The organism is Snuella lapsa, assembly GCF_039539345.1.
In the GTDB taxonomy this organism is placed as follows: Bacteria; Bacteroidota; Bacteroidia; order Flavobacteriales; family Flavobacteriaceae; genus Snuella; species Snuella lapsa.
Genome location: NZ_BAABCY010000014.1, coordinates 1 through 20,241, shown reverse-complemented (window position 1 = coordinate 20,241; position 20,241 = coordinate 1). Strand labels below are relative to the sequence as shown.

Genomic DNA, 20,241 nt, shown 5'->3' with positions numbered 1-20,241 from the left:
TTATAATAGTTGCACAAAAACTAAAAATAATCCTTTAGCACCTCTACTAAGACATATTTTCGACTAATAACTAAGTACATGAGGCAAATAACAGTACTTACATGTATTCCTTTATTGAAAGCTTGTCAAAACACGTGGCTGTACATCATTTAAAAAAACACCTTAAATAATTTAAACTACACTGTATTTCCTTAAATTTGCACTTCAAATTTTTACTATGTACAGAAGTCATAATTGTGGCGAATTAAACGCTACAAACATAAATGAAGAAGTAACCTTAGCTGGATGGGTACAAAAATCCCGTGACAAAGGTTTTATTGTTTGGATAGACTTACGTGACCGTTATGGTATCACGCAACTGGTTTTTGATGAGGAACGCACATCCAAAGAGATGATGGCACAAGCTCAAAATCTTGGTCGTGAATTTGTTATCCAAGTTAAAGGAAACGTTATTGAGCGTGCTTCTAAAAACCCCAATATACCAACTGGCGATATCGAAATATTAGTTACAGAACTAAACATTCTAAATGACGCCATATTGCCTCCATTTACTATTGAAGACACAACCGATGGTGGCGAAGAACTACGAATGAAATACCGCTATTTGGATATTCGTCGTAATCCAGTAAAAAATAATCTTATATTTCGTCATAAAGTAACCCAAGAAGTTCGCAATTACTTATCCAATGAAGGCTTTATTGAAGTTGAAACCCCTTATTTGATTAAATCAACTCCAGAAGGTGCCCGCGATTTTGTAGTGCCTAGCAGGATGAACGAAGGCCAATTCTATGCATTGCCTCAGTCGCCCCAAACCTTTAAGCAATTGCTTATGGTAGGTGGTATGGATAAGTATTTCCAGATAGTAAAATGCTTTAGGGATGAAGACTTGCGTGCCGACAGACAACCTGAATTTACACAAATAGACTGTGAAATGGCATTTATAGAACAAGAGGATATTTTGAATGCTTTTGAAGGTTTAACACGTCATTTGTTAAAAGAGATTAACGGTGTTAAGGTCGATAAATTCCCGCGTCTGCTTTATGATGACGCTATGCGCTTGTATGGAAACGATAAGCCAGACATTCGATTTGGCATGGCATTTGGCGAATTAAACGACGTTGCTCAACATAAAGATTTTGGTGTTTTTAACAACGCCGAACTGGTTGTTGGTATTGCCGTTCCGGGAGGCAACAGTTACACACGTAAAGAAATTGATAAACTTATTGATTGGGTTAAGCGTCCGCAAATAGGGGCTTTAGGCATGGTTTACTGTCGTTGTAATGAAGATGGCAGCTACAAATCTTCTGTAGATAAATTTTACGACCAAGAGGATCTTGCCAAATGGGCTGAAGTTACCGGAGCCAAAGCAGGTGATCTTATTTGTATCCTATCTGGAGACACGAACAAGGTTAGGACGCAACTAAGTGCCTTGCGTATGGAACTAGCCGAACGTTTAGGACTTAGAAAGCCAAATGAATTTGCACCTTTATGGGTCATGGACTTCCCTTTATTGGAATGGGATGAAGAAACCGAGCGCTACCATGCTATGCACCACCCGTTTACGTCTCCAAAACCAGGGCAGTTGGAATTACTAAAAACCGACCCTGGAGCTGTTAAGGCCAATGCTTATGATCTGGTTTTAAATGGCAATGAAATTGGAGGTGGATCGATTCGTATTCACGACAAAAAAACCCAGGCGCTTATGTTCGATTATTTAGGTTTTACACCTGAAGAAGCAAAAGCGCAGTTTGGCTTTTTAATGGATGCCTTTCAATACGGGGCACCTCCACACGGAGGTATCGCCTTTGGATTGGATAGACTGGTTGCCATTCTTGGAGGACAGGAAACCATACGGGACTTTATTGCTTTCCCAAAAAACAATGCAGGACGTGATGTAATGATCGATGCACCCGCTCCAATTGATGATGACCAGCTGGAAGAACTTAGTTTAAAACTTAATTTAAAACCTTAAACTTAAAAACCTGTTCCAATTTAAAGAACAGGTTTTTTTAATAATACAATGTCAGTAAACAGACCTTTGATTAAAAATAACGTTTAGCATTACTTTCGTAGAATATTTAGTAATTTTATAATATGCCTTCTAACTCCAAGAGCTTATTACGTAAATTTTTAATCTGGAAATATAAGCATATTCCAGAACAGAATTTCATATACATACTAAGTATACTGGTAGGTTTTTTAGCTGGTCTAGGAACTGTTTCTTTAAAAAACCTAACGCACTATATCCAGCTACTTTTTGAACTTAACTTTTTCAAAAACTATCAAAATTCGCTTTATTTTATATTCCCTATAATTGGGTTACTGTTGGTTTATATTATAAAGCAAACATGGTTGAAAAAGCATATTGGCCATGGTATTTCATCTACATTGCACGCCATTTCCAAACTTAATGGCATCATTCCGCGATACAACCTCTATGCCTCACTTATCACGGCGCCACTAACAGTAGGTTTTGGTGGTTCAGTTGGATTGCAAGGCCCCGCTGTAAGCGTTGGTGCCGCCTTGGGATCGAACGCAGCAAGATTGTTTCATATGAATACTAAAACACGTATGTTACTTATTGGATGTGCTGCTGCCGGAGCAATGGCCTCCATGTTTAAGGCTCCTATTGCTGCTATCATTTTTGCTATTGAGATATTTAGTCTAGATATTGCTTTCACATCCTTAGTACCACTTTTATTGGCCTCTGTCTCTGCCGTGGTTACCTCTTACTTTTTCTTAGGTACAGACATCCTTTTGCGGTTTGAATTAATTGATAAATTCCAAATTAACGATATCCCCTTCTACATTGTTTTAGGGCTTGTAACCGGACTTACATCGGTTTATTTTTCAAAAGTATTCTTTGGAATTACAAACTTTTTCAAACAGTTTGAAAGCAGAGCCAAACGCTTATTAATTGGAGGTTTGGCAATAGGAACTATGCTTTATTTTATTCCGCCTTTATACGGTGAAGGTTATGGTATTATGAACAACCTTTTAAAAGGCGATCATTTATCGGCTATTGGCACAACGCCCTTTAATTTGGACTTGTCCAACATATGGCTTGTTATTGGCCTGTTATTAGGCATTACTGCCTTTAAAGCTATTGCCATGACAACCACTTTTGGGGCAGGAGGTGTAGGTGGCGTGTTTATTCCTACACTTGTTATGGGAAGTGCTTTAGGAAATGCTTTTTCTAAAATAATTAATAATATTGGCTTTCACTTTAACGTATCCGAATCTAATTTCACCTTAATAGGAATGACTGGTTTAATGGCTGGTGTATTACATGCTCCCTTAACAGCTATATTCCTTATAGCCGAAATTACTGGTGGCTACGAATTGTTTGTTCCCTTAATGATTGTATCGGCTATTTCCTTTGCTATCACCAAATACTTTATTTCACATTCCATATATACTTTAAAACTAGCAGAACGTGGTGAACTCATGACCCATGATAAAGACCAAAATGTATTGATGGTCTTGGATATTGACAAGGTTATTGAAACCAATTTTATTATCTTATCTCCAGACATGAAATTGGGAGACATATTAAAAAAGGCTGTTGCCAAATCTTCCAGAAATCATTTCCCAGTAGTAAATGAAGACAATGAATTTCTTGGTGTTATAAGGCTGGATGATATAAGGCATATTATGTTTAATGCCGATCTATACGATAAGGTAAACGCTTCAAGCCTCATGCATGCAGACACTAATATTATTGATTACAATAAAGATTCCATGAATGATATTATGGATAAGTTTAAAACCAGTGGCGCCTGGAACATTCCTGTTATTAAAAACGGCAAATACTATGGTTATATTTCAAAATCCAAACTCTTAACGGCTTATAGGCGGCAATTGATTAACTTTACCAAATAAAACCTGTTGTACATTTAGATTAAACTAGTTTCAAAAATGTCAGTTCGATTTCTATGACTTGACCAAACGGTTTTCGTAAAATTCACTCGAATTGACAGAATTTCATTAAAATGCCCGACGGGTTAAATAAAATATGTTATAACAAGCATGAAGTATCTTATTACCGTTTTGTTTGTGCTTTCATTGGGAAGCATTGTCACAGGTTATATTCTGGATTCCGAATATTCCCAAAAGTTAATCGGGTTTGGCGTTTTGGGGCTTTTTATTGTAGTCTTCCCTTTGTTTGCTTATTACCGTTGGAAAGACAAAGACCTAAAAGACTATATGCTCACTAAAGAGAATCTGGACAAAATGCGAGAAGACCAACGCGAGAAAAAATATTAATCCTTAATACATCTGCAATTTTGCATGATATTGGAACTAGACGTGCCTCCTGTACTTACCGATGTATCTGGAACAAATGTAATGGTCTTGAACGAGTTGGGCAGTCCGCCATCTGTTGAAGTATAATAATGTCCCTCTATCCCTATATCCTTAAAGTCTGCAAAATACCAGCCCCCTGCTAATAAGTTAAACCCAACAGGTTCGCCTTGTTGCATAGCAAACGGCTTAAAAAACACATGAGCCGCATTGATACCTCCCAAATAATCTATGAGTGTTTCCCATTCCTCTTTAGACGGCAAATGCCAACCATCGGGGCAAGCCGTTTGAGCTGCATCACCACTATACAAACGGCCATATATAAAGCAGTTGTCACTGTTACCATCATAACACGTACTTGAATTGTCTGCCGTATCGTAATTTAGGTTTTCAGCGAACCAAGTTTGATCACCAATGGTGACTATTTCATAAACCTGTCCATCCCTAGGGTCTGTAAATTGATTTTTTGACACACCATCATCAGCATCGTCATTAGAACACGATACAAGATTAAACAATAAAACAAACAAGGCTAAAAGGTTAAAGCACTTCATAGAAATAGATTTTTGGGCTTAAATACCGTCAAATATATTGATAAAGCACTTAATAACAAAATAATACAAAGACACCAATAAACCTTATACCATATCTAATTTAGGTTACGCTTTTCAATGAAAAAACGCTTCAATAGTTTTGAAGCTTCATCGGCCATGATCCCTCCTTTTACAATTGTTTTAGGATGTAATTTTGTGTTTAATTGTATACATCCACGCTCTTTATCCCTTGCGCCGTATACAATTTTAGCTATTTGACTCCAATACAAGGCTCCCGCACACATTTGGCAAGGTTCCAAGGTTACATACATCGTGCAATTTTGAAGGTACTTACCTCCCAAAAAATTAGCTGCTGCTGTTATGGCCTGCATTTCGGCATGAGCAGTTACATCATTTAAGGTTTCTGTTAAATTGTGCCCACGGGCTATTATCTTGTTATCCACAACAATAACAACACCTACAGGAATCTCTCCCTTTTCGTAAGCCACCTCAGCTTCCTGAAGTGCTTTCTTCATAAAATACGTATCGTCAAATGGTTCTAGCATGAGAACAAAAGTACATGATTTTTTCATTTTAAAATTTACAAAAGCAAATGAAAAACTGCATGTACCAACTAAGTGATTGTTTTTAAACAAAGGTAAATTTTGTACTAGAGTTAAACTCAATGTCTAATTTGCACTGAAGGTAATAATTTCAAAACAACAGGTTTAAATTCGTCTATTCTTTAACGTTTTTATTTGTCTGCTTGGTTACAGCCCCCTATAATACTCCAAAACCTTTACTTGCAATAGGTATTCGTACTTGGCTTTGTTAAGGTTCAACTGGGAGGTATCCATATTATTCTTGCTCATTATGTATTCGACAATATTTGAAACACCATTTTCAAACTTTACTTTATTAATGCGGTACGACTCTTTAAAAGCATCTGCTTGATTTTTAAATGCATGATAACGCTCATAAGCTGCCTCCATATTGTTAAAAGTATTTGTAATAGCCTGCTTGAGTAACCATTTTGTATTTTTTAAATCTACAGTCGCTTGTTCTAATTCTATTTTTTGTAATGACACCTTATTTTTTGCTAAGAACCCGTTAAAAATTGGAATGTTAACCGAAAGACCTACTACGGAATTGAGATTATTATCAAACTGATCTGAATAACCAATTCTTTGACCTTGAAATTGAGTTTCATTTCTTAAAACGGGCACATCCTGATTGTTTATTCTAACAAAATCACCCGTTTCTTTAATAAGCATCCCTGTGTCCTGAAATGTTTCGGCAATACTGGAATAATTCGTATTTAATTGACCAAACAGCCCAATATTGGGCATATAATACGATCTGGCTACCTTAATACTTGTTTTAGCTGCATCAATACTATGTTGTTTCGCTTTAAACGTGGCCAGATTATTTAAGGCATCGTTATACACATTATCTACAGAGTAACCATAGGCTTTAATAGTATCTAAATCTGAAAAAGAATTAACAACACTACCTTCCTCAATATTAGTATTCAACAACTTAATAAGTTTTTGATTCACAAAGTTAAGCTCATTCTCGGCATTAATTATACCTACCCTATCTATAGCCAATTGTCCTTTAATATCTGTATATTCGGCAGGATTTCCAAAACCTTCGTTATAGTTTACTTGAATGCGCTTTAATTGTTCTTCGGTTGTTTGGAATCTGTTTTTTGCAAGCATTAAGGCATCGCGACTATTAAGCAATTGTATATAGGTTAAGGTGACTTCCAAAATAAGGTTTTGCTTGGTTTCTTCCTTCTGCATTTGGGCTGCATATAGGCGAAATCTGTTTTGTTTAATTTGGTTCATTATGCGAAACCCATTAAAAATAGTTGCATTTAAGCGCAGCCCTGCATTTGAAAATGTGAGTTCCTGGTTTATAAAATCATTAGTAAACGGATCTAAACTACGTCCAGAACTTTGTCCTAAATTATAATCAAAATTAACAGTGGGGAACAGTCCCTGTCGCGCCTGTTTATAGTTAATTTCGGAGGCCTTGGTATCCAAAGTGACACCCCTATAATCCAAATTATTTTCAAGGGCAATTTTAATACAATCCTCTAATGTGATTTGAGATTGCGCATTTGAAGTACAAAACAGCATTCCACATATAACAAATCCTATCTTAATTATTCTCGTATCCATCGTATTTTAATTACTAATGATTCTGCCATCCAACAGGTTAATAATTCGGGAACCGTAGGCCGCATTTTGCTCAGAGTGAGTGACCTGAATGATGGTTACGCCTTCTTCTTCATTCAATGTCTTAAAAACCTCCATGATTTCGGTGCCTTGTTTGGAATTTAAATTCCCCGTGGGTTCATCGGCCAAAATAAGTTTAGGACTTGCCACCAGTGCCCGGGCAATACCCACCAATTGCTGTTGTCCGCCACTTAACTGTGACGGAAACAAATCTTTTTTTCCCACGATATTGAACCGATCCAACATGTCTGCGACCAAAGCCTTGCGTTCCGATCGGGAGTGCTTTTTATATAACAATGGGGTTTCAATGTTTTCGTAAACCGTTAGTTCATCAATCAAATGATAGGATTGAAACACAAACCCAATGTACTCCTTATACAGATTGGCACGGTGCTTTTCCTTTAGAGTGTGTACAGGCTCATCCAGAAACGTATATTCGCCTTCATTAAAATCGTCCAACATTCCAATAACATTGAGCAAAGTTGTTTTTCCCGATCCCGAAGGTCCCATAATGGAAATAAAATCGCCTTCGTTTATGGTCAATTCAATATCATTTAATATGAATACCCTATTCCCTCCTGAATTTACCCATTTAAATACATCTTTTATTTGTAGTAGCATGTTTTATGTTTTTAGATTGTTTTGAATCATGAGACTATCAGGTTTATTTATTCTGTTTTTAAACTTTTTATGGGGTTGGCATTGGCGGCTTTTAACACTTGTATTCCTATTATAAAACTTGCAATTACTATCGTAACGACACTAGCTATTATAAACAACAACCAATTGAGTGTTATTCGGTAGGCAAAATTTTGAAGCCAGCCATCTATAAAGTAATAGGCAATGGGTACCGCAATAACCATTGATAATATAATGAGCAATAAAAACTCCTTGGAAAGCAATCGTAAAATAGTTGTAATGGAAGCCCCCAGTACTTTCCGTATACTCATTTCCTTAGCTCTTTGGCTAGTGGTATAGGCAATAAGACTTAAAAGCCCCAAACAGGAAATTAATATAGCTACAATGGCAAAATAGAAAACCATGTCCTTAACCAACAATTCACTTTTATATTGTCCCCTATACATATCGGAAACAAAACTATAATTAAACGTCTTGCCAGGATTGAACTTGTCATGAAGTGCTTTTAGTGAAGTTAAGGCCTGCGTAGTTTTATTGGCTTCTATACGTACTAACATTTTATAGGTCATAGGTAAGTCGTATCGAATAATAAAAGGTTCTATGGGCACATGCAAGGAATTGATATGCACATCTTCTATCACCCCTATTATTTTGCCTTCCCTGTCCCAAAATCCCAAACGCTCACCAATAGGGTCTTTTAGTCGCATGACTTTTTGGGCAGCCGTATTAATAATAAAGTTGGCTGTATCGGTAGCTATTGACCTATTAAAGTTCCTCCCCGCTTTTAGTTTAATGCCCGTAATACTTAAAAAGTCAGGATCTGTGCACATGATGGTAAAAGAGGTAATCTCATTGAAATCCTTACCGTCCCATTCTGGGTCTGAGGTCGTATTACTAACATCCAGTATGTTTTGGTTTATTGGAGTTACCCCCAATATCCCTGGTTTTTTTAACAGTTCTTCTCTATAGGCTTGGTAATTGCCCGCAGGATCAATGTCGCCCATAGTTACTTCAACCAAATTCTCCCTATCAAATCCAATATTTTTATTTTGTATATAACTTACTTGTTTGTACACCGAAGTTGCCCCAATAATCATAACTATGGTTATAACAAACTGAAAGATCATGAGTGCCTTTCTAAAAAAAGCTTCATTCTTGTTATGCGAAAACACCCCTTTTAAAGACCGTGTAGGTTTTAGCGCTGACAAATAAAACGCAGGATACATTCCAGAAGCCAATCCCAGTAAAAAGATAAAACCTAGCAAAAACAAAATAAACTTAGGCGTAAAAAAAGTTAGTTCAATGTCCTTTTCAGTTAAGGCATTAAACTCTGGTAGCAGAACGGAAACGATACCCATTGACAATATAAAACCGAAGCCCGTAATTAGAACAGATTCTATTAAAAACTGAACTCTTAGGTTTGATTTTAAGGCTCCCAATACTTTTCTAACCCCAGTTTCTTTAGAACGTTTTCCAGCTCGCGCCGTGGACAAATTCATGAAATTGATACTGGCAAGCAGCAAAATCAAGATAGCCGCAACCGATAGGATGCGCACATATTCAATACGTCCGCCTGCAACCTTTCCGCCTTCAAAATTAGAATAGAGATAAGTGTCTGAAAACGGCTGAAGAAAAAGTTCCTCTGTAGTCCCTTCATCTGGACGATTATCTATAATGGCATTTTTAATACGATTATTGGCTTCTTCAACTGTAATGCCATCAACTATTTGAATGTACATTTGATTTTGAAAATTCCCCCAATGATTTAACCACGGGTTCTTGTTGAGTTTTTCAGCAAAGGGTATAATAAAATCGAATTGTAATGTTGAATGCTTGGGCAAATCTTTAAAAACACCTACCAATTTATAGGTGTCTTTATTGTCTGTTGTTATTAATTCTCCAATAACATCAATAGTATTCCAATTTTCACCAAAATAACGGTTCGCAAAACGTTCAGAAATGACTATGGTTTTTGGTTCGTTATAAAGAGCCTTATGATTGCCCTTAGTAAAAGGAAATTGAAAAATGTCAAAAATTTCAGGCGAAGCATAGTTGCCATTTTGCTGTAAAAACCCATCATCTTTTTTAAAATTGGTTGGTGGTTCCCAAGATAATAGAGCCACTTTATCTATAACAGGATATTTTTCCTCTAACACGGCTTTTAGCGGTTGGGGTGTTGTGGACCATGTCTTTATATCACCTCCCATCATAGGATGGTTGGTCATGGCATAACATACCCTATCCCCTTTTTTAACAAAATCATTATATCGTAATTCATCTTGAACCCATAAGTAGATTAGAATACTACAGGATATACCAAGAGCCATCCCAAATATATTGACAAGGGTTGTACGCTTTTCTTTTTTGAAAAGCCTGAATGCTATTTTAAAATAATTTCGAATCATAGTTTCTTTTTGAGACCTGTCTGACTTTTGAAATCTGATAGGTCTGAATTTGCTCTATTGTATTAAGCACACTTAATCAATATCTTTAAGTTTAGACGCCACATAACGGGCTTTTATAAGATTAAAACTTCTTTGGTTGCCTTCATTTGAACAAATCCACTGTAGCATTTTTAGTTTCTCTTGGTCATCCATGTTGTTTTCAATATATCTTATAATAAGATCCGTTTTCATTGCCCAATTGTCTTTTACTATTCATTTCTTAAATAGTTAGCGGGTTTTACAAGGGTTACTTTTAAAGATTCGGGTAAAACCGAAAGGAGAGCCACTGCAGTTACCAATACCATAGGTACAATAAACATAAACGGATTCATACTAACCCGAAACGCATAGTTACTAAGCCATTCTGTTGCTGTTAAATACGTAATGGGAATGGCTATCAACCCCGATACAACTACCAAAACCAGCAAACTTTTGGGGATTAAAAACAGTACATGTGGTTTACTGGCACCTAAAACCTTACGAACACATAATTCTTTGGTCCGTCGCATGGCCATATAAGAGCCTAAGCCAAACAGACCGAGGGCTGCGATAAAAATACCAAGGGTTGCAAATAATATAAAAAGCTGACCAAACTTTCTATCGGCCTTATATTGTTTATTGAAATGCTCATCTAAGAAAAAATAATTGTATGGGTCTTGCGGAAATAATGCCTCATACTTTTTTTCAATATCATGTATCGTACTTTCTATATTCACCGCATTGATATTGAGTGTTAAAAATCCTGCATAATAGTATTCTGGATACAGAAAAACGGTGGGATCGTAATCGTTTTGTAAGGATTGTTGATGGTAGTTTTCCATCACACCAATAACCTCTGCCGTACGATCTTGTGGACCCAATTGAAAGGTGATTTTTTTATTAACGGCCTCTTCAACCGAAGAAAAGCCTAAGAGGCCAACAGCCGCTCTGTTTAACATGACCCTATGGGGAACGTTCAAATCTAAATCACCTCTAAACCCATAAAATGAATGATCCTCTTTCCTGAAATTACGCCCGGCCAATAACTTTACCTGATAGGTTTCCATAAAGTCATGGTCTATTAAAAACTGATTACAAATAACACTGGCCTCCCGTTCTTCATGTACCTGCCTAGTGGTATTGTACCATGCATTTTTTTTGCCTGGAACATCCTTTGTAACCGTTACAATATTTATATTCGGATTTTTTAACAACTCGCCCTTAAACACCTCAAGTTTATCGGTTATGGTGGAATCGATCACCATAGGCGCATTGACAACCAAATTATGCTTGGCATCAAAACCCAAATCTTGGTTTTGCATATACGTAAACTGGCTGTACATAATATAAGTGCCTGCTATTAAGGTAATGGAAATTGTAAATTGACTTACCACTAAAACCTTACGTATAAAAGCGCCTTTCCCAGATTGGTCAAACTTACCTTTCAATACTTGAATAGGCTTAAAACTGGATAGCACAAAAGTAGGGTATATGCCTGCCAAAACACCTCCCAAAAGTAAAAGTACAATGATATGCCCCCATACAGAAGGGGTTAACCACATGTTCATGGATAAAATAGGCAAGCCCAAAAAATCATTAAAGGGCTTAATGATGATACTTATTAAAATGATGGCCATGATAATGGCTATGCAATTTATGACTAACGATTCTGTTAAAAATTGCCCTATTAAAGCTCCTTTTTTAATACCGACTACTTTTTTTAAACCGACCTCTAAAGCACGTTCTGTTGATTTTGCCGTAGACAGGTTAATAAAATTCATAAGTGCAATAAGGATAACAAAAATGGCTATAAGCCAAAGAAAGTTTAGCGTTTTTTCATTATTGTTTACTGAAATTTCATTAGCCAAATGCGACTTTAAATGGATATCCTTAACGGGCTGCAAGCCCATTTCTGCACGATAACTATGTTCCTGCATAAGCTCTCCCAAATACTTCTTAACAAATTCGGGGAATTTGGCTTCAACGATAGCAGGATCTGTTCCAGGTTTTAAGCGTAGGTAATTGTAGAACTCTGGCCAATTCCAAGTCGTTTCGGTCCATGGCCCCAGTGTAGAAAAAGACACCAACATATCGAATTTTAGATGGGTGTTTTCGGGAAGTTCCTCAAAAACACCTGTAACGTTTACTGGAACATCTCCATTTGCCATTAAGGTTTTATTAATGGGGTTTTCATTTCCAAAAAAACGGGTCGCCATTTTAGTAGATAATATAACGGAGCGCTTATCTTTAAGTGCAGTTTTGGGGTTACCTTTAACCAGGTTAATCTTAAAAAGATCTAAAATGGTGCTATCGGCAAGATAGATCATGTCGTTATTAACATTAGACTTTATTAAATTGCCCTGTTTGTTTCTATATGAAAGCACAAATGATCCCAACATAATCTCCTTATCCACAACCCTCGCAAAGCTTTCTACCTCGGGAAAGTCTTTTTTCATGGCACTGGCCACTGCAGGGTGTGTAGCAGCAGCTGTTTCAATCCCATCATACGATCCTAGGTCTGTTGAAAGTGTTACGCGGTATAAATCATCTATATGGGAATGATAGGTATCGTAACTCGACTCAAAATTCACATATTGAATAATGAGCAAATATGCCGTTACACCTATGGCCAACCCACCAATATTAATAAGCGAATACACCTTATTTTTTATAAGGTTTCGCCACGCCAGTTTTAAATAATTTTGAATCATGATTTCTTTTTTAAGACCTGTCAGGTTTCAAAAACCTAACAAGCTTGAATTTATTCTATTCTGTTTTTAAGCTTTTAATAGGATTAGTATTCGCCGTCTTAAAACTCATTAAACCAATGAATAAAAATGCGACAATCATTAATGCCAGTATTGAACCAAAAAAGGGTTGTGCCGACATGCTAATTCTATAGACATAATTATTTAGCCATTCATTCATGACGTAATACGCTATTGGGATTGCGATTGCTGATGCTATTACAATAATGATGGTAAACTCTTTAATAAAGAGCAATATAATTTTAAATGTTGAAGCCCCTAAAACTTTACGGATCCCTACTTCTTTAATTCGCTTATGAGCACTTAAAGAAACCAGACCTACAATACCCAAAAGAACGATGGCTAAGGACAGTAAAGAAGCATTATATACTGCTTTTCTAAACTTAATTTCAGAAGTATACAGTTCTTTCAACGAATCATCCATAAAATGATAATCAAATGGACTTTCAGGAATTAATTGAGACCATTTTTTTTGAATGTTAGAAATGGTACTTTGCATATCTCCTGGCTTAACCTTAAAATTTAGATAACGATATGTAAGAAATATATTTAAGTTAAAAAATGCCAACGGTTGAATTTGTTGTGTCATTGAACCAAAATGAAAGTCCTTAGCTATGCCTCTTATGGTATAATCAAAAACCCCTCCTTTAATTTTAATCTTTTCACCTAAAGCATCCATAGGGTTGTCCCATCCCAAAGCGCGTGCAGCAGTTTCATTAACAACAATAATAGGCCCTTCTTTTTTATCTTCATCCGCCCAATGCAAGCTTTCTTCTATATGTATTTGGTAAGTATCAAAATAGTGTTCATCTACAGACAGCGACAGCATTGAGATAGATTCATTACTTGCAGATCCTACTCTATGGATTGGGAAAAAGTTTCCATTATTCCCATTTGGAATTTCAAATGATACCGATGCTTTATTAATTTCTGGCAGTTTTTCAAACTCTGCTCGTATAGTTTCCATTTTTTTCACGCCTTTATCCGTCCAATCCCTTGGCACTTGCGCTGACAAAACATAATCTTTGTTATACCCTAAATCTTTATTAAAAAAATAATCAACTTGTTGCGTGATTATAAAAGCACTAATAAGTATTAATAAGGCGACCGAAAACTGAAAGCCCACTAAAGACTTTTGAAAAGATACATTTTTAATCTCTAACTTACCCTTTAGCGATGCTACTGCTTTTAAGGAAGACAGTACAAATGCTGGATACAAACCTGCCAACAAACCAACCACACAAACAAACCCTACCAGCACAAAAATCATATAAAGCGGAAAGGTTGTCAATTTCGGCATTTCAGTTCCCACTATCTGGCTCAATACAGGCTTAATGGATGAAAAAGCAACTAATGCTAAAATGGTAGCCACTAAAACCAAAATAAAAGATTCAATTAAAAACTGAGAGATAAATTGACTTTGTTTGCCACCTAATACTTTTCTAACACCTATCTCTTTCATGCGGCTACCCGACATACTCACAGAAATATTAATAAAGTTAATAATGGCCATTAACAGAATAAATAGCCCTATAGTTGACAATGTATAAACCATCTTCTTTACAAGTCCATTATCTTTTTCAAAGTAAAAATCGGCAAGCAATGTTGGGGTCACACTTAAATCTTTTTGAATTGCTTTTGAAGCATATAACTTCATTAAATTATTGATAGGTTCTTTTAAATCATCTACCGCTACACCCTCTTTCAATTCAATGTATGAAGGAATATAAAAATTGTTCCATGAATCAAAATCAACCCTACCAAAAAATGCACACATATCTTGAGATGTGAATATTTCTGGTCTAAGGGTAGTATTAGGGCTATTCTTGTTATTGAGATGTGTCACCGAATTTACAGATAGATCTTCAAAAACCCCTGAGATAATAAAAGCCCGTTCTTCGCCTTTAAAGTTTTGAATAGTAATCGTTTCACCTACAACATTTTTCTTCCCAAAATATTTAAGGGCTTTATTTGCAGTAATAACTACTGAGTACGGATTAGACAATGCCGTTTTTTTATTACCATATAGCATTTTAAAACCAAACATGACAAGCAATGACTTATCCCCTAACTGTATACCCTCTCTAAAACGTTTTTCGCCTTTTGAAATAATAGAAGAAATACCGTCAAATCTGTAATAGTTAGCTACCAAAGTGGGGTAGTCTTCTTTTAACCGTTTTGCTAGCGGCCCAATGGTAGCAAAATCGACTCCTTTATTTGGGATTTTCCAATCACTTAGTAAAATACATTGTCGCTCTGAATTCCTAAGTCTTCTATTAACTTGTAATTCGCCCCATACATAAACACCAATCAACAACGTAAATACAATACCTGTAAACAACCCAAGTACATTAATAGCTGCATAAAACCTATATTTTTTAAGATTCCGCCAAGCGATTTTAAAATAATTTTGAAACATAATGAGGTCTTACATATTAAACCAAACTCACTTCGGTTACTTTTTGTCCATCGAGCATTCTAACAATACGGTGACTGTATTTGGCATCATGCTCGCTATGGGTTACCATGATAATGGTAGCACCCTGATCGTTTAATTCTGTTAAGAGCTCCATAACCTCATTACCATTACTGCTATCCAGGTTTCCGGTAGGCTCATCGGCTAAAATCAGTTTGGGATTATTCACTACCGCCCTAGCAACAGCGACCCGCTGTTGCTGCCCTCCAGACAGTTGCTGAGGAAAGTGGTTACGACGGTGCATGATCTGCATTTTTTCCAAGACCTCGTGCACACGTTTCTTCCGATCGGCTTTTTTCATGCCAATGTATATAAGCGGTAACTCCACATTCTCAAAAACCGTTAATTGATCGATCAAATTAAAACTCTGAAACACAAAACCTATATTGTGCTTACGTAGATTGGCTCTTTTACGTTCGTTATAGTGTGTCACATCTTCCCCATTAAAAATAAAGCTGCCCCCATCTACATCGTCCAATAAGCCAATAATGTTCAAAAGGGTAGATTTGCCACATCCCGAAGGTCCCATCACGGCAATAAACTCGCCTTGTTTAACCTCAAACGAAAATTGATTTAAGGCTATGGTCTTAATTTCTTCGGTACTATAGTACTTTTCCAGGTCTGTTACTTTTATCATTGTTTTATGTTTATTATTTGTCATTGCGAGAAACGAAGCAATCTGTTTCATTAAGGATGATTACTTCTCCCAAATACTCGGGATCGTAATGACGCGTTATTTTAATATCAATTCTTCCTTATCGCCAAAATTGTCGTAGCTGGACGTAACAACTTTATCACCAGGATTTAAGCCCTCCAACACTTCATAATATGTTGTATTTTGACTACCCAATTGAATAGTTGTTCTATAAGCCGTTTTTCCATCATCACTCAACTTAAAAATCCAGTTGCCTCCTGTTTGCTGAAAAAAACCACCTTTAGACACCATAATTGCTTGTTTTTCTTCACTTAATGCTAATCGAATCTGAAGGGATTGCCCTCTCCTAATGCCCTCGGGTACGTCGCCCTCAAATTGCATATCTACTTGAAACCGTCCCGAAGTGACTTGGGTGAATACCTTCTTGATAATCAATTTATAGGTCTCTCCGTTAAACGTAAAAGTTCCTATTTGCCCTGTGTATATTCTTGAAATATAGTGTTCATCGATATCTACCCGCACTTTATAACCACTTAACACATCCAACTGTCCTAAACGGTCCCCTTTATTTTTAGATTGACCAATTTCGGCATCCAAAGAAGTTAATTGGCCATCGGCTGGGGCACGTACAATAAGATCGCCTACTTTTTTACGCATCAATTCCAAAGCACTTTGGGTACGTGCCAATAAACTCTTGGATTGATTGGCTTCCTGCCGAACCGATATGGAATCCTGTTGCAGCACTTCCCTTGCCAATTCCATACGCTGCTTTTGATAGGTATAGTTATTTTGGGATTCCTTAAACTCCTGACTCCCTATGGCTTCAGCTTCAAATAACTTTTTACCAAGCAAGTACTTGCGTTCGGCTTCCACTAAGGCATTTTCTACATCGGTCATTCGGTTAAGCTTATTAATAGTATTTTGTCGTGCCGCGTTTTGGGATATTTGCATCTGCGTAAGCAAATTATAAACCGATGTTTCCTGATTTACCAAACTCAATTCTAAATCGGTGTTGGATAAGCGTAAAATGGGATCGTTCTGTTTCATTATGGCACCGTCTTCAACAAATATTTCTTCAACTATACCTCCTTCTAACGCATCCAAATAAAATGTGGTAATGGGTAAAACATTACCTGTTACCGAGATGTTTTCCTGAAAAACACCCGAGGCAACCTCACTAATGGAAATACGCTCCATATCTACATTTAACCGAGATTTTCCACTGGTAGCAATCACTACAAAAACGATAAGCAAAATCAAAAGGGCCGCCCCTATCATCATGGTGATTTTTGACTTGTTGAATCTTTTTTTCTCTAAAGGGACATCCATTGTACACTATTTTATTTAATGAATAGAGATAATTATACCAAAAACACAAACAACTCATTACCAGTTTATTAAAAGCCAGCCAATTAAAGAAAGTGTTCGGTTTTGGGACACTAAGTGTTCGGAACAGGACACTTTTGGATCTTGGAAATTTTCTGCATTAAAATAGGTCTAACCACGGCAATAAAATTGTAATATTGTGTTATGCTACTAAAAAATGCATCTATATTAGTTGTCGATGATGATAAGGATGTGCTAACAGCTATACGGATTCTACTTAAATCCTTGGTAAAAGACATAGTTGTAGAACAATATCCAGATAACATTCTGCCTTTACTTAAACGACAAACCTTCGATCTCGTTATTTTAGATATGAACTTTAACAGCGTGGTAAACACGGGCAATGAAGGAATTTATTGGCTCAATAAAATTAAAAGCGCCAATAAAGATGTTAATGTTATTTTAATAACAGCTTTTGGAGATATGGATTTGGCGATTAGATCGCTTAAGGAAGGTGCTTCGGATTTTTTAGTAAAGCCATGGCAAAACAATAAATTAATACAATCCATAGAAGAGGTTATTGCCCTCAAAAAAAGTAAAAAGGCAAAAAAATGGATGCCCCAAGTAGATGGTGTTAAACTTTTGGGTGAAAGCGAACCCATGGAACGCGTATTCTTTAAAATTGAAAAGATTGCGCCTACAGATGCCAATGTGCTTATTTTAGGTGAAAATGGCACGGGAAAAGATCTTATTGCCAAAGCTATCCATGATAATTCCATACGAAAGAATAAACCTTTTGTTAAGGTTGATGTTGGCGCCCTAACGGCTTCGTTATTTGAAAGCGAATTGTTTGGCTACAAAAAAGGTGCTTTTACGGATGCCCGAACAGACAGAATAGGCCGATTTGAAGCAGCCAATGGAGGTTCTTTGTTTTTGGATGAAATAGGAAACATAAGCCTACAACAACAAGCTCGTTTATTAACAGCTTTGCAAAACAGATGCGTTACGCCTTTAGGCTCTAACGAAGAAGTTACTGTTGACATTCGACTTATTTGTGCAACCAATGTTAGCCTAGAGCATCTGGCAGACGAGACAAAATTTAGAAAAGACTTAATTTATCGCATTAACACGGTCGAAGTTGTTATTCCGCCCCTTAGAGATAGAGGCAAGGACATTACTTTATTGGCCAAACATTTTATTGAACTATACAGTGAAAAATATTTTAAGCCCAACATAACTGCCAACGACAACTTTTTTAAGAAACTAATAACATACAGATTTCCAGGCAACGTTAGAGAACTGCAGTATGCCTTGGAGCGGGCTGTTATTATGGTTGAAAATGATACACTTTGCGAAGAGGATCTGGTGTTTTCACCCATTGAAAAATATTCGAAAAAAACAGAAGTCGATACCCTAAAATTAGAAACAGTCGAAAAGAACACCATTCTAAAAGTTATTGAAAAACATAATGGCAATATTTCAAAATCTGCCAAAGAATTGGGAATAACACGATCTGCACTTTATAGAAGACTCGATAAATATGGCTTATAAAAAATACAAATGGGGACTTATTATTAGAGTAGCCATTCTATTAATATGGCTTATAGGCCTAGCTTTTGCCATAAACAAATTACTTCTAAACAAACCAAACATATCCCTTGTCATTATAATTACAACGCCTATTGTCGTCTTGATCGTTTTTAGCGTCAAAAACCTTCTAAAATATACTACCAAGCGTTTTTACGAAATGGATGATTTTTTTGAATCGACCAAATACAAGGATTTTTCTAGATGGTATCCAGAGAAAATAGGAGCTGAAGATATTAGACAACTCCATAAAGGCTTTAACAATGTAAACAAAACCATTATTTCCTTAAATAAAGAAAAAGAAGCACAGCACTTATACCTAAAAAAAATATTGGAGCTTATCGATACGGGTATTATAGCCTTTAACATGGAATCCGGAACCGTTTTATGGGTTAATGAAGCCTTTAAAAATACCCTGAGTCTTCCTTCTTTTAAATCTATTCATTTTGTTGAGAAAAGACAACCTGATTTATTTAATGCAATTTTTAAAACCAAATACACAAAAAACTCAAACATTGATATTTCTGTAAATAATAACACCCTCAAAGTACTTATCTCTAGTGCTGTTTTTTTTGTTAATGAAGAAAAATTTAAATTAGTTGTACTCCAAAATATTGACGACACGTTAAATAGAACTGAATCTGAGGCATGGAAAAAACTTTTAAGTGTTATGACACATGAAATCATGAACTCCATTGCCCCAATTTCTTCTTTAGCCGACACACTTCAGGACAAAGTACAGGCATCCTTAAAAGATCCTTTAGAAACTATAAACATGAATGATCTGGATGCGGGTATTGAAAGCATAAAAAAACGAAGTGAAGGACTATTACGATTTGCAAAAACATACCGAAGCCTTAACAAAGTAACTAAGTTAAACCTAAGCAGTGTTTTGGTTGATGATTTGTTTGACAACATAAAATTATTAATGCAAGCCTCTTTAGAAAGCAAAAACATTGAGCTCCTCTTTAAAAGTAATAGCCCTGAATTACAAATAGAAATTGACCGCTATTTAATTGAACAGGTTTTAATAAACTTAATATTAAATGCTGTAGAAGCCTGTAAAAATAATAGTAACCCAAAAATTTTAATAACTGCTGAAAAAAACATTAATGGGCATAATGTTATACAAATTTCAGATAACGGTGCAGGCATCCCAAAAAATATTATAGATAATGTGTTTGTGCCGTTTTTCAGTACCAAAAAAAATGGTAGCGCAGGGCAATTTCATTTAAAAAATTAGGGAATTGATTTAGATAATAATTATCTTTCCCAAGTCTAAGTTTTCT

The 20,241-nt window shown here is 36.1% G+C and carries 15 protein-coding genes; 5 read left to right on the top strand and 10 right to left on the bottom strand.

Annotated features, from left to right (window positions below; translation table 11 throughout):
• Nucleotides 1-217 precede the first annotated feature (217 nt).
• The 3 genes from aspS to ABD792_RS02010 all read left to right on the top strand — a co-directional run bounded on the left by aspS (nucleotide 218) and on the right by ABD792_RS02010 (nucleotide 4,266).
• Entirely contained in the window at nucleotides 218-1,972 is a 1,755-nt protein-coding gene (aspS, locus tag ABD792_RS02020; protein ID WP_345004053.1) for an aspartate--tRNA ligase, read from the top strand.
• A gap of 122 nt (nucleotides 1,973-2,094) precedes the next feature.
• Nucleotides 2,095-3,882 carry a chloride channel protein gene (locus tag ABD792_RS02015; RefSeq protein ID WP_345004052.1) on the top strand — a complete coding sequence of 596 codons (1,788 nt, stop codon included), beginning with the start codon at nucleotides 2,095-2,097 and terminating at the stop codon, nucleotides 3,880-3,882.
• A 147-nt stretch (nucleotides 3,883-4,029) separates the two neighbouring features.
• Entirely contained in the window at nucleotides 4,030-4,266 is a 237-nt protein-coding gene (locus ABD792_RS02010; RefSeq protein WP_345004051.1) for a hypothetical protein, read from the top strand.
• Here ABD792_RS02010 and ABD792_RS02005 read toward each other — a convergent pair.
• The 10 genes from ABD792_RS02005 to ABD792_RS01960 all read right to left on the bottom strand — a co-directional run bounded on the left by ABD792_RS02005 (nucleotide 4,263) and on the right by ABD792_RS01960 (nucleotide 17,368).
• Entirely contained in the window at nucleotides 4,263-4,856 is a 594-nt protein-coding gene (locus tag ABD792_RS02005; protein ID WP_345004050.1) for an FISUMP domain-containing protein, read from the bottom strand. The genes ABD792_RS02010 and ABD792_RS02005 overlap by 4 nt on opposite strands.
• Before the next feature lie 95 nt (nucleotides 4,857-4,951).
• Complete coding sequence (locus ABD792_RS02000) at nucleotides 4,952-5,401, bottom strand: nucleoside deaminase (RefSeq protein WP_345004063.1); 450 nt, start codon at nucleotides 5,399-5,401, stop codon at nucleotides 4,952-4,954.
• A gap of 204 nt (nucleotides 5,402-5,605) precedes the next feature.
• A complete protein-coding gene (locus tag ABD792_RS01995) occupies nucleotides 5,606-7,021 on the bottom strand; it encodes a TolC family protein (protein WP_345004049.1) in 1,416 nt (471 codons plus the stop codon).
• A 6-nt stretch (nucleotides 7,022-7,027) separates the two neighbouring features.
• A complete protein-coding gene (locus ABD792_RS01990; RefSeq protein ID WP_345004048.1) occupies nucleotides 7,028-7,699 on the bottom strand; it encodes an ABC transporter ATP-binding protein in 672 nt (223 codons plus the stop codon).
• A gap of 47 nt (nucleotides 7,700-7,746) precedes the next feature.
• Entirely contained in the window at nucleotides 7,747-10,122 is a 2,376-nt protein-coding gene (locus ABD792_RS01985) for an ABC transporter permease (RefSeq protein WP_345004047.1), read from the bottom strand.
• A gap of 72 nt (nucleotides 10,123-10,194) precedes the next feature.
• On the bottom strand, nucleotides 10,195-10,353 hold the full coding sequence (locus ABD792_RS01980; protein ID WP_345004046.1) for a hypothetical protein: 159 nt from the start codon (nucleotides 10,351-10,353) through the stop codon (nucleotides 10,195-10,197).
• Between the two features lie 17 nt (nucleotides 10,354-10,370).
• A complete protein-coding gene (locus tag ABD792_RS01975) occupies nucleotides 10,371-12,851 on the bottom strand; it encodes an ABC transporter permease (RefSeq protein WP_345004045.1) in 2,481 nt (826 codons plus the stop codon).
• A 55-nt stretch (nucleotides 12,852-12,906) separates the two neighbouring features.
• Nucleotides 12,907-15,327 carry an ABC transporter permease gene (locus ABD792_RS01970; protein ID WP_345004044.1) on the bottom strand — a complete coding sequence of 807 codons (2,421 nt, stop codon included), beginning with the start codon at nucleotides 15,325-15,327 and terminating at the stop codon, nucleotides 12,907-12,909.
• Between the two features lie 16 nt (nucleotides 15,328-15,343).
• Entirely contained in the window at nucleotides 15,344-16,021 is a 678-nt protein-coding gene (locus ABD792_RS01965) for an ABC transporter ATP-binding protein (RefSeq protein WP_345004043.1), read from the bottom strand.
• Nucleotides 16,022-16,117: 96 nt separating this feature from the next.
• Nucleotides 16,118-17,368, bottom strand: coding sequence for an efflux RND transporter periplasmic adaptor subunit (locus tag ABD792_RS01960; protein WP_345004042.1), 1,251 nt, complete (start codon nucleotides 17,366-17,368; stop codon nucleotides 16,118-16,120).
• A gap of 201 nt (nucleotides 17,369-17,569) precedes the next feature.
• Between ABD792_RS01960 and ABD792_RS01955 the strand changes: the two genes are divergently transcribed.
• Together ABD792_RS01955 and ABD792_RS01950 are read left to right on the top strand one after the other, a co-directional pair.
• Complete coding sequence (locus ABD792_RS01955; protein ID WP_345004041.1) at nucleotides 17,570-18,916, top strand: sigma-54-dependent transcriptional regulator; 1,347 nt, start codon at nucleotides 17,570-17,572, stop codon at nucleotides 18,914-18,916.
• Complete coding sequence (locus ABD792_RS01950) at nucleotides 18,906-20,195, top strand: sensor histidine kinase (RefSeq protein ID WP_345004040.1); 1,290 nt, start codon at nucleotides 18,906-18,908, stop codon at nucleotides 20,193-20,195. Before ABD792_RS01955 ends, ABD792_RS01950 begins: the two co-directional genes overlap by 11 nt.
• Nucleotides 20,196-20,241: the final 46 nt, after the last annotated feature.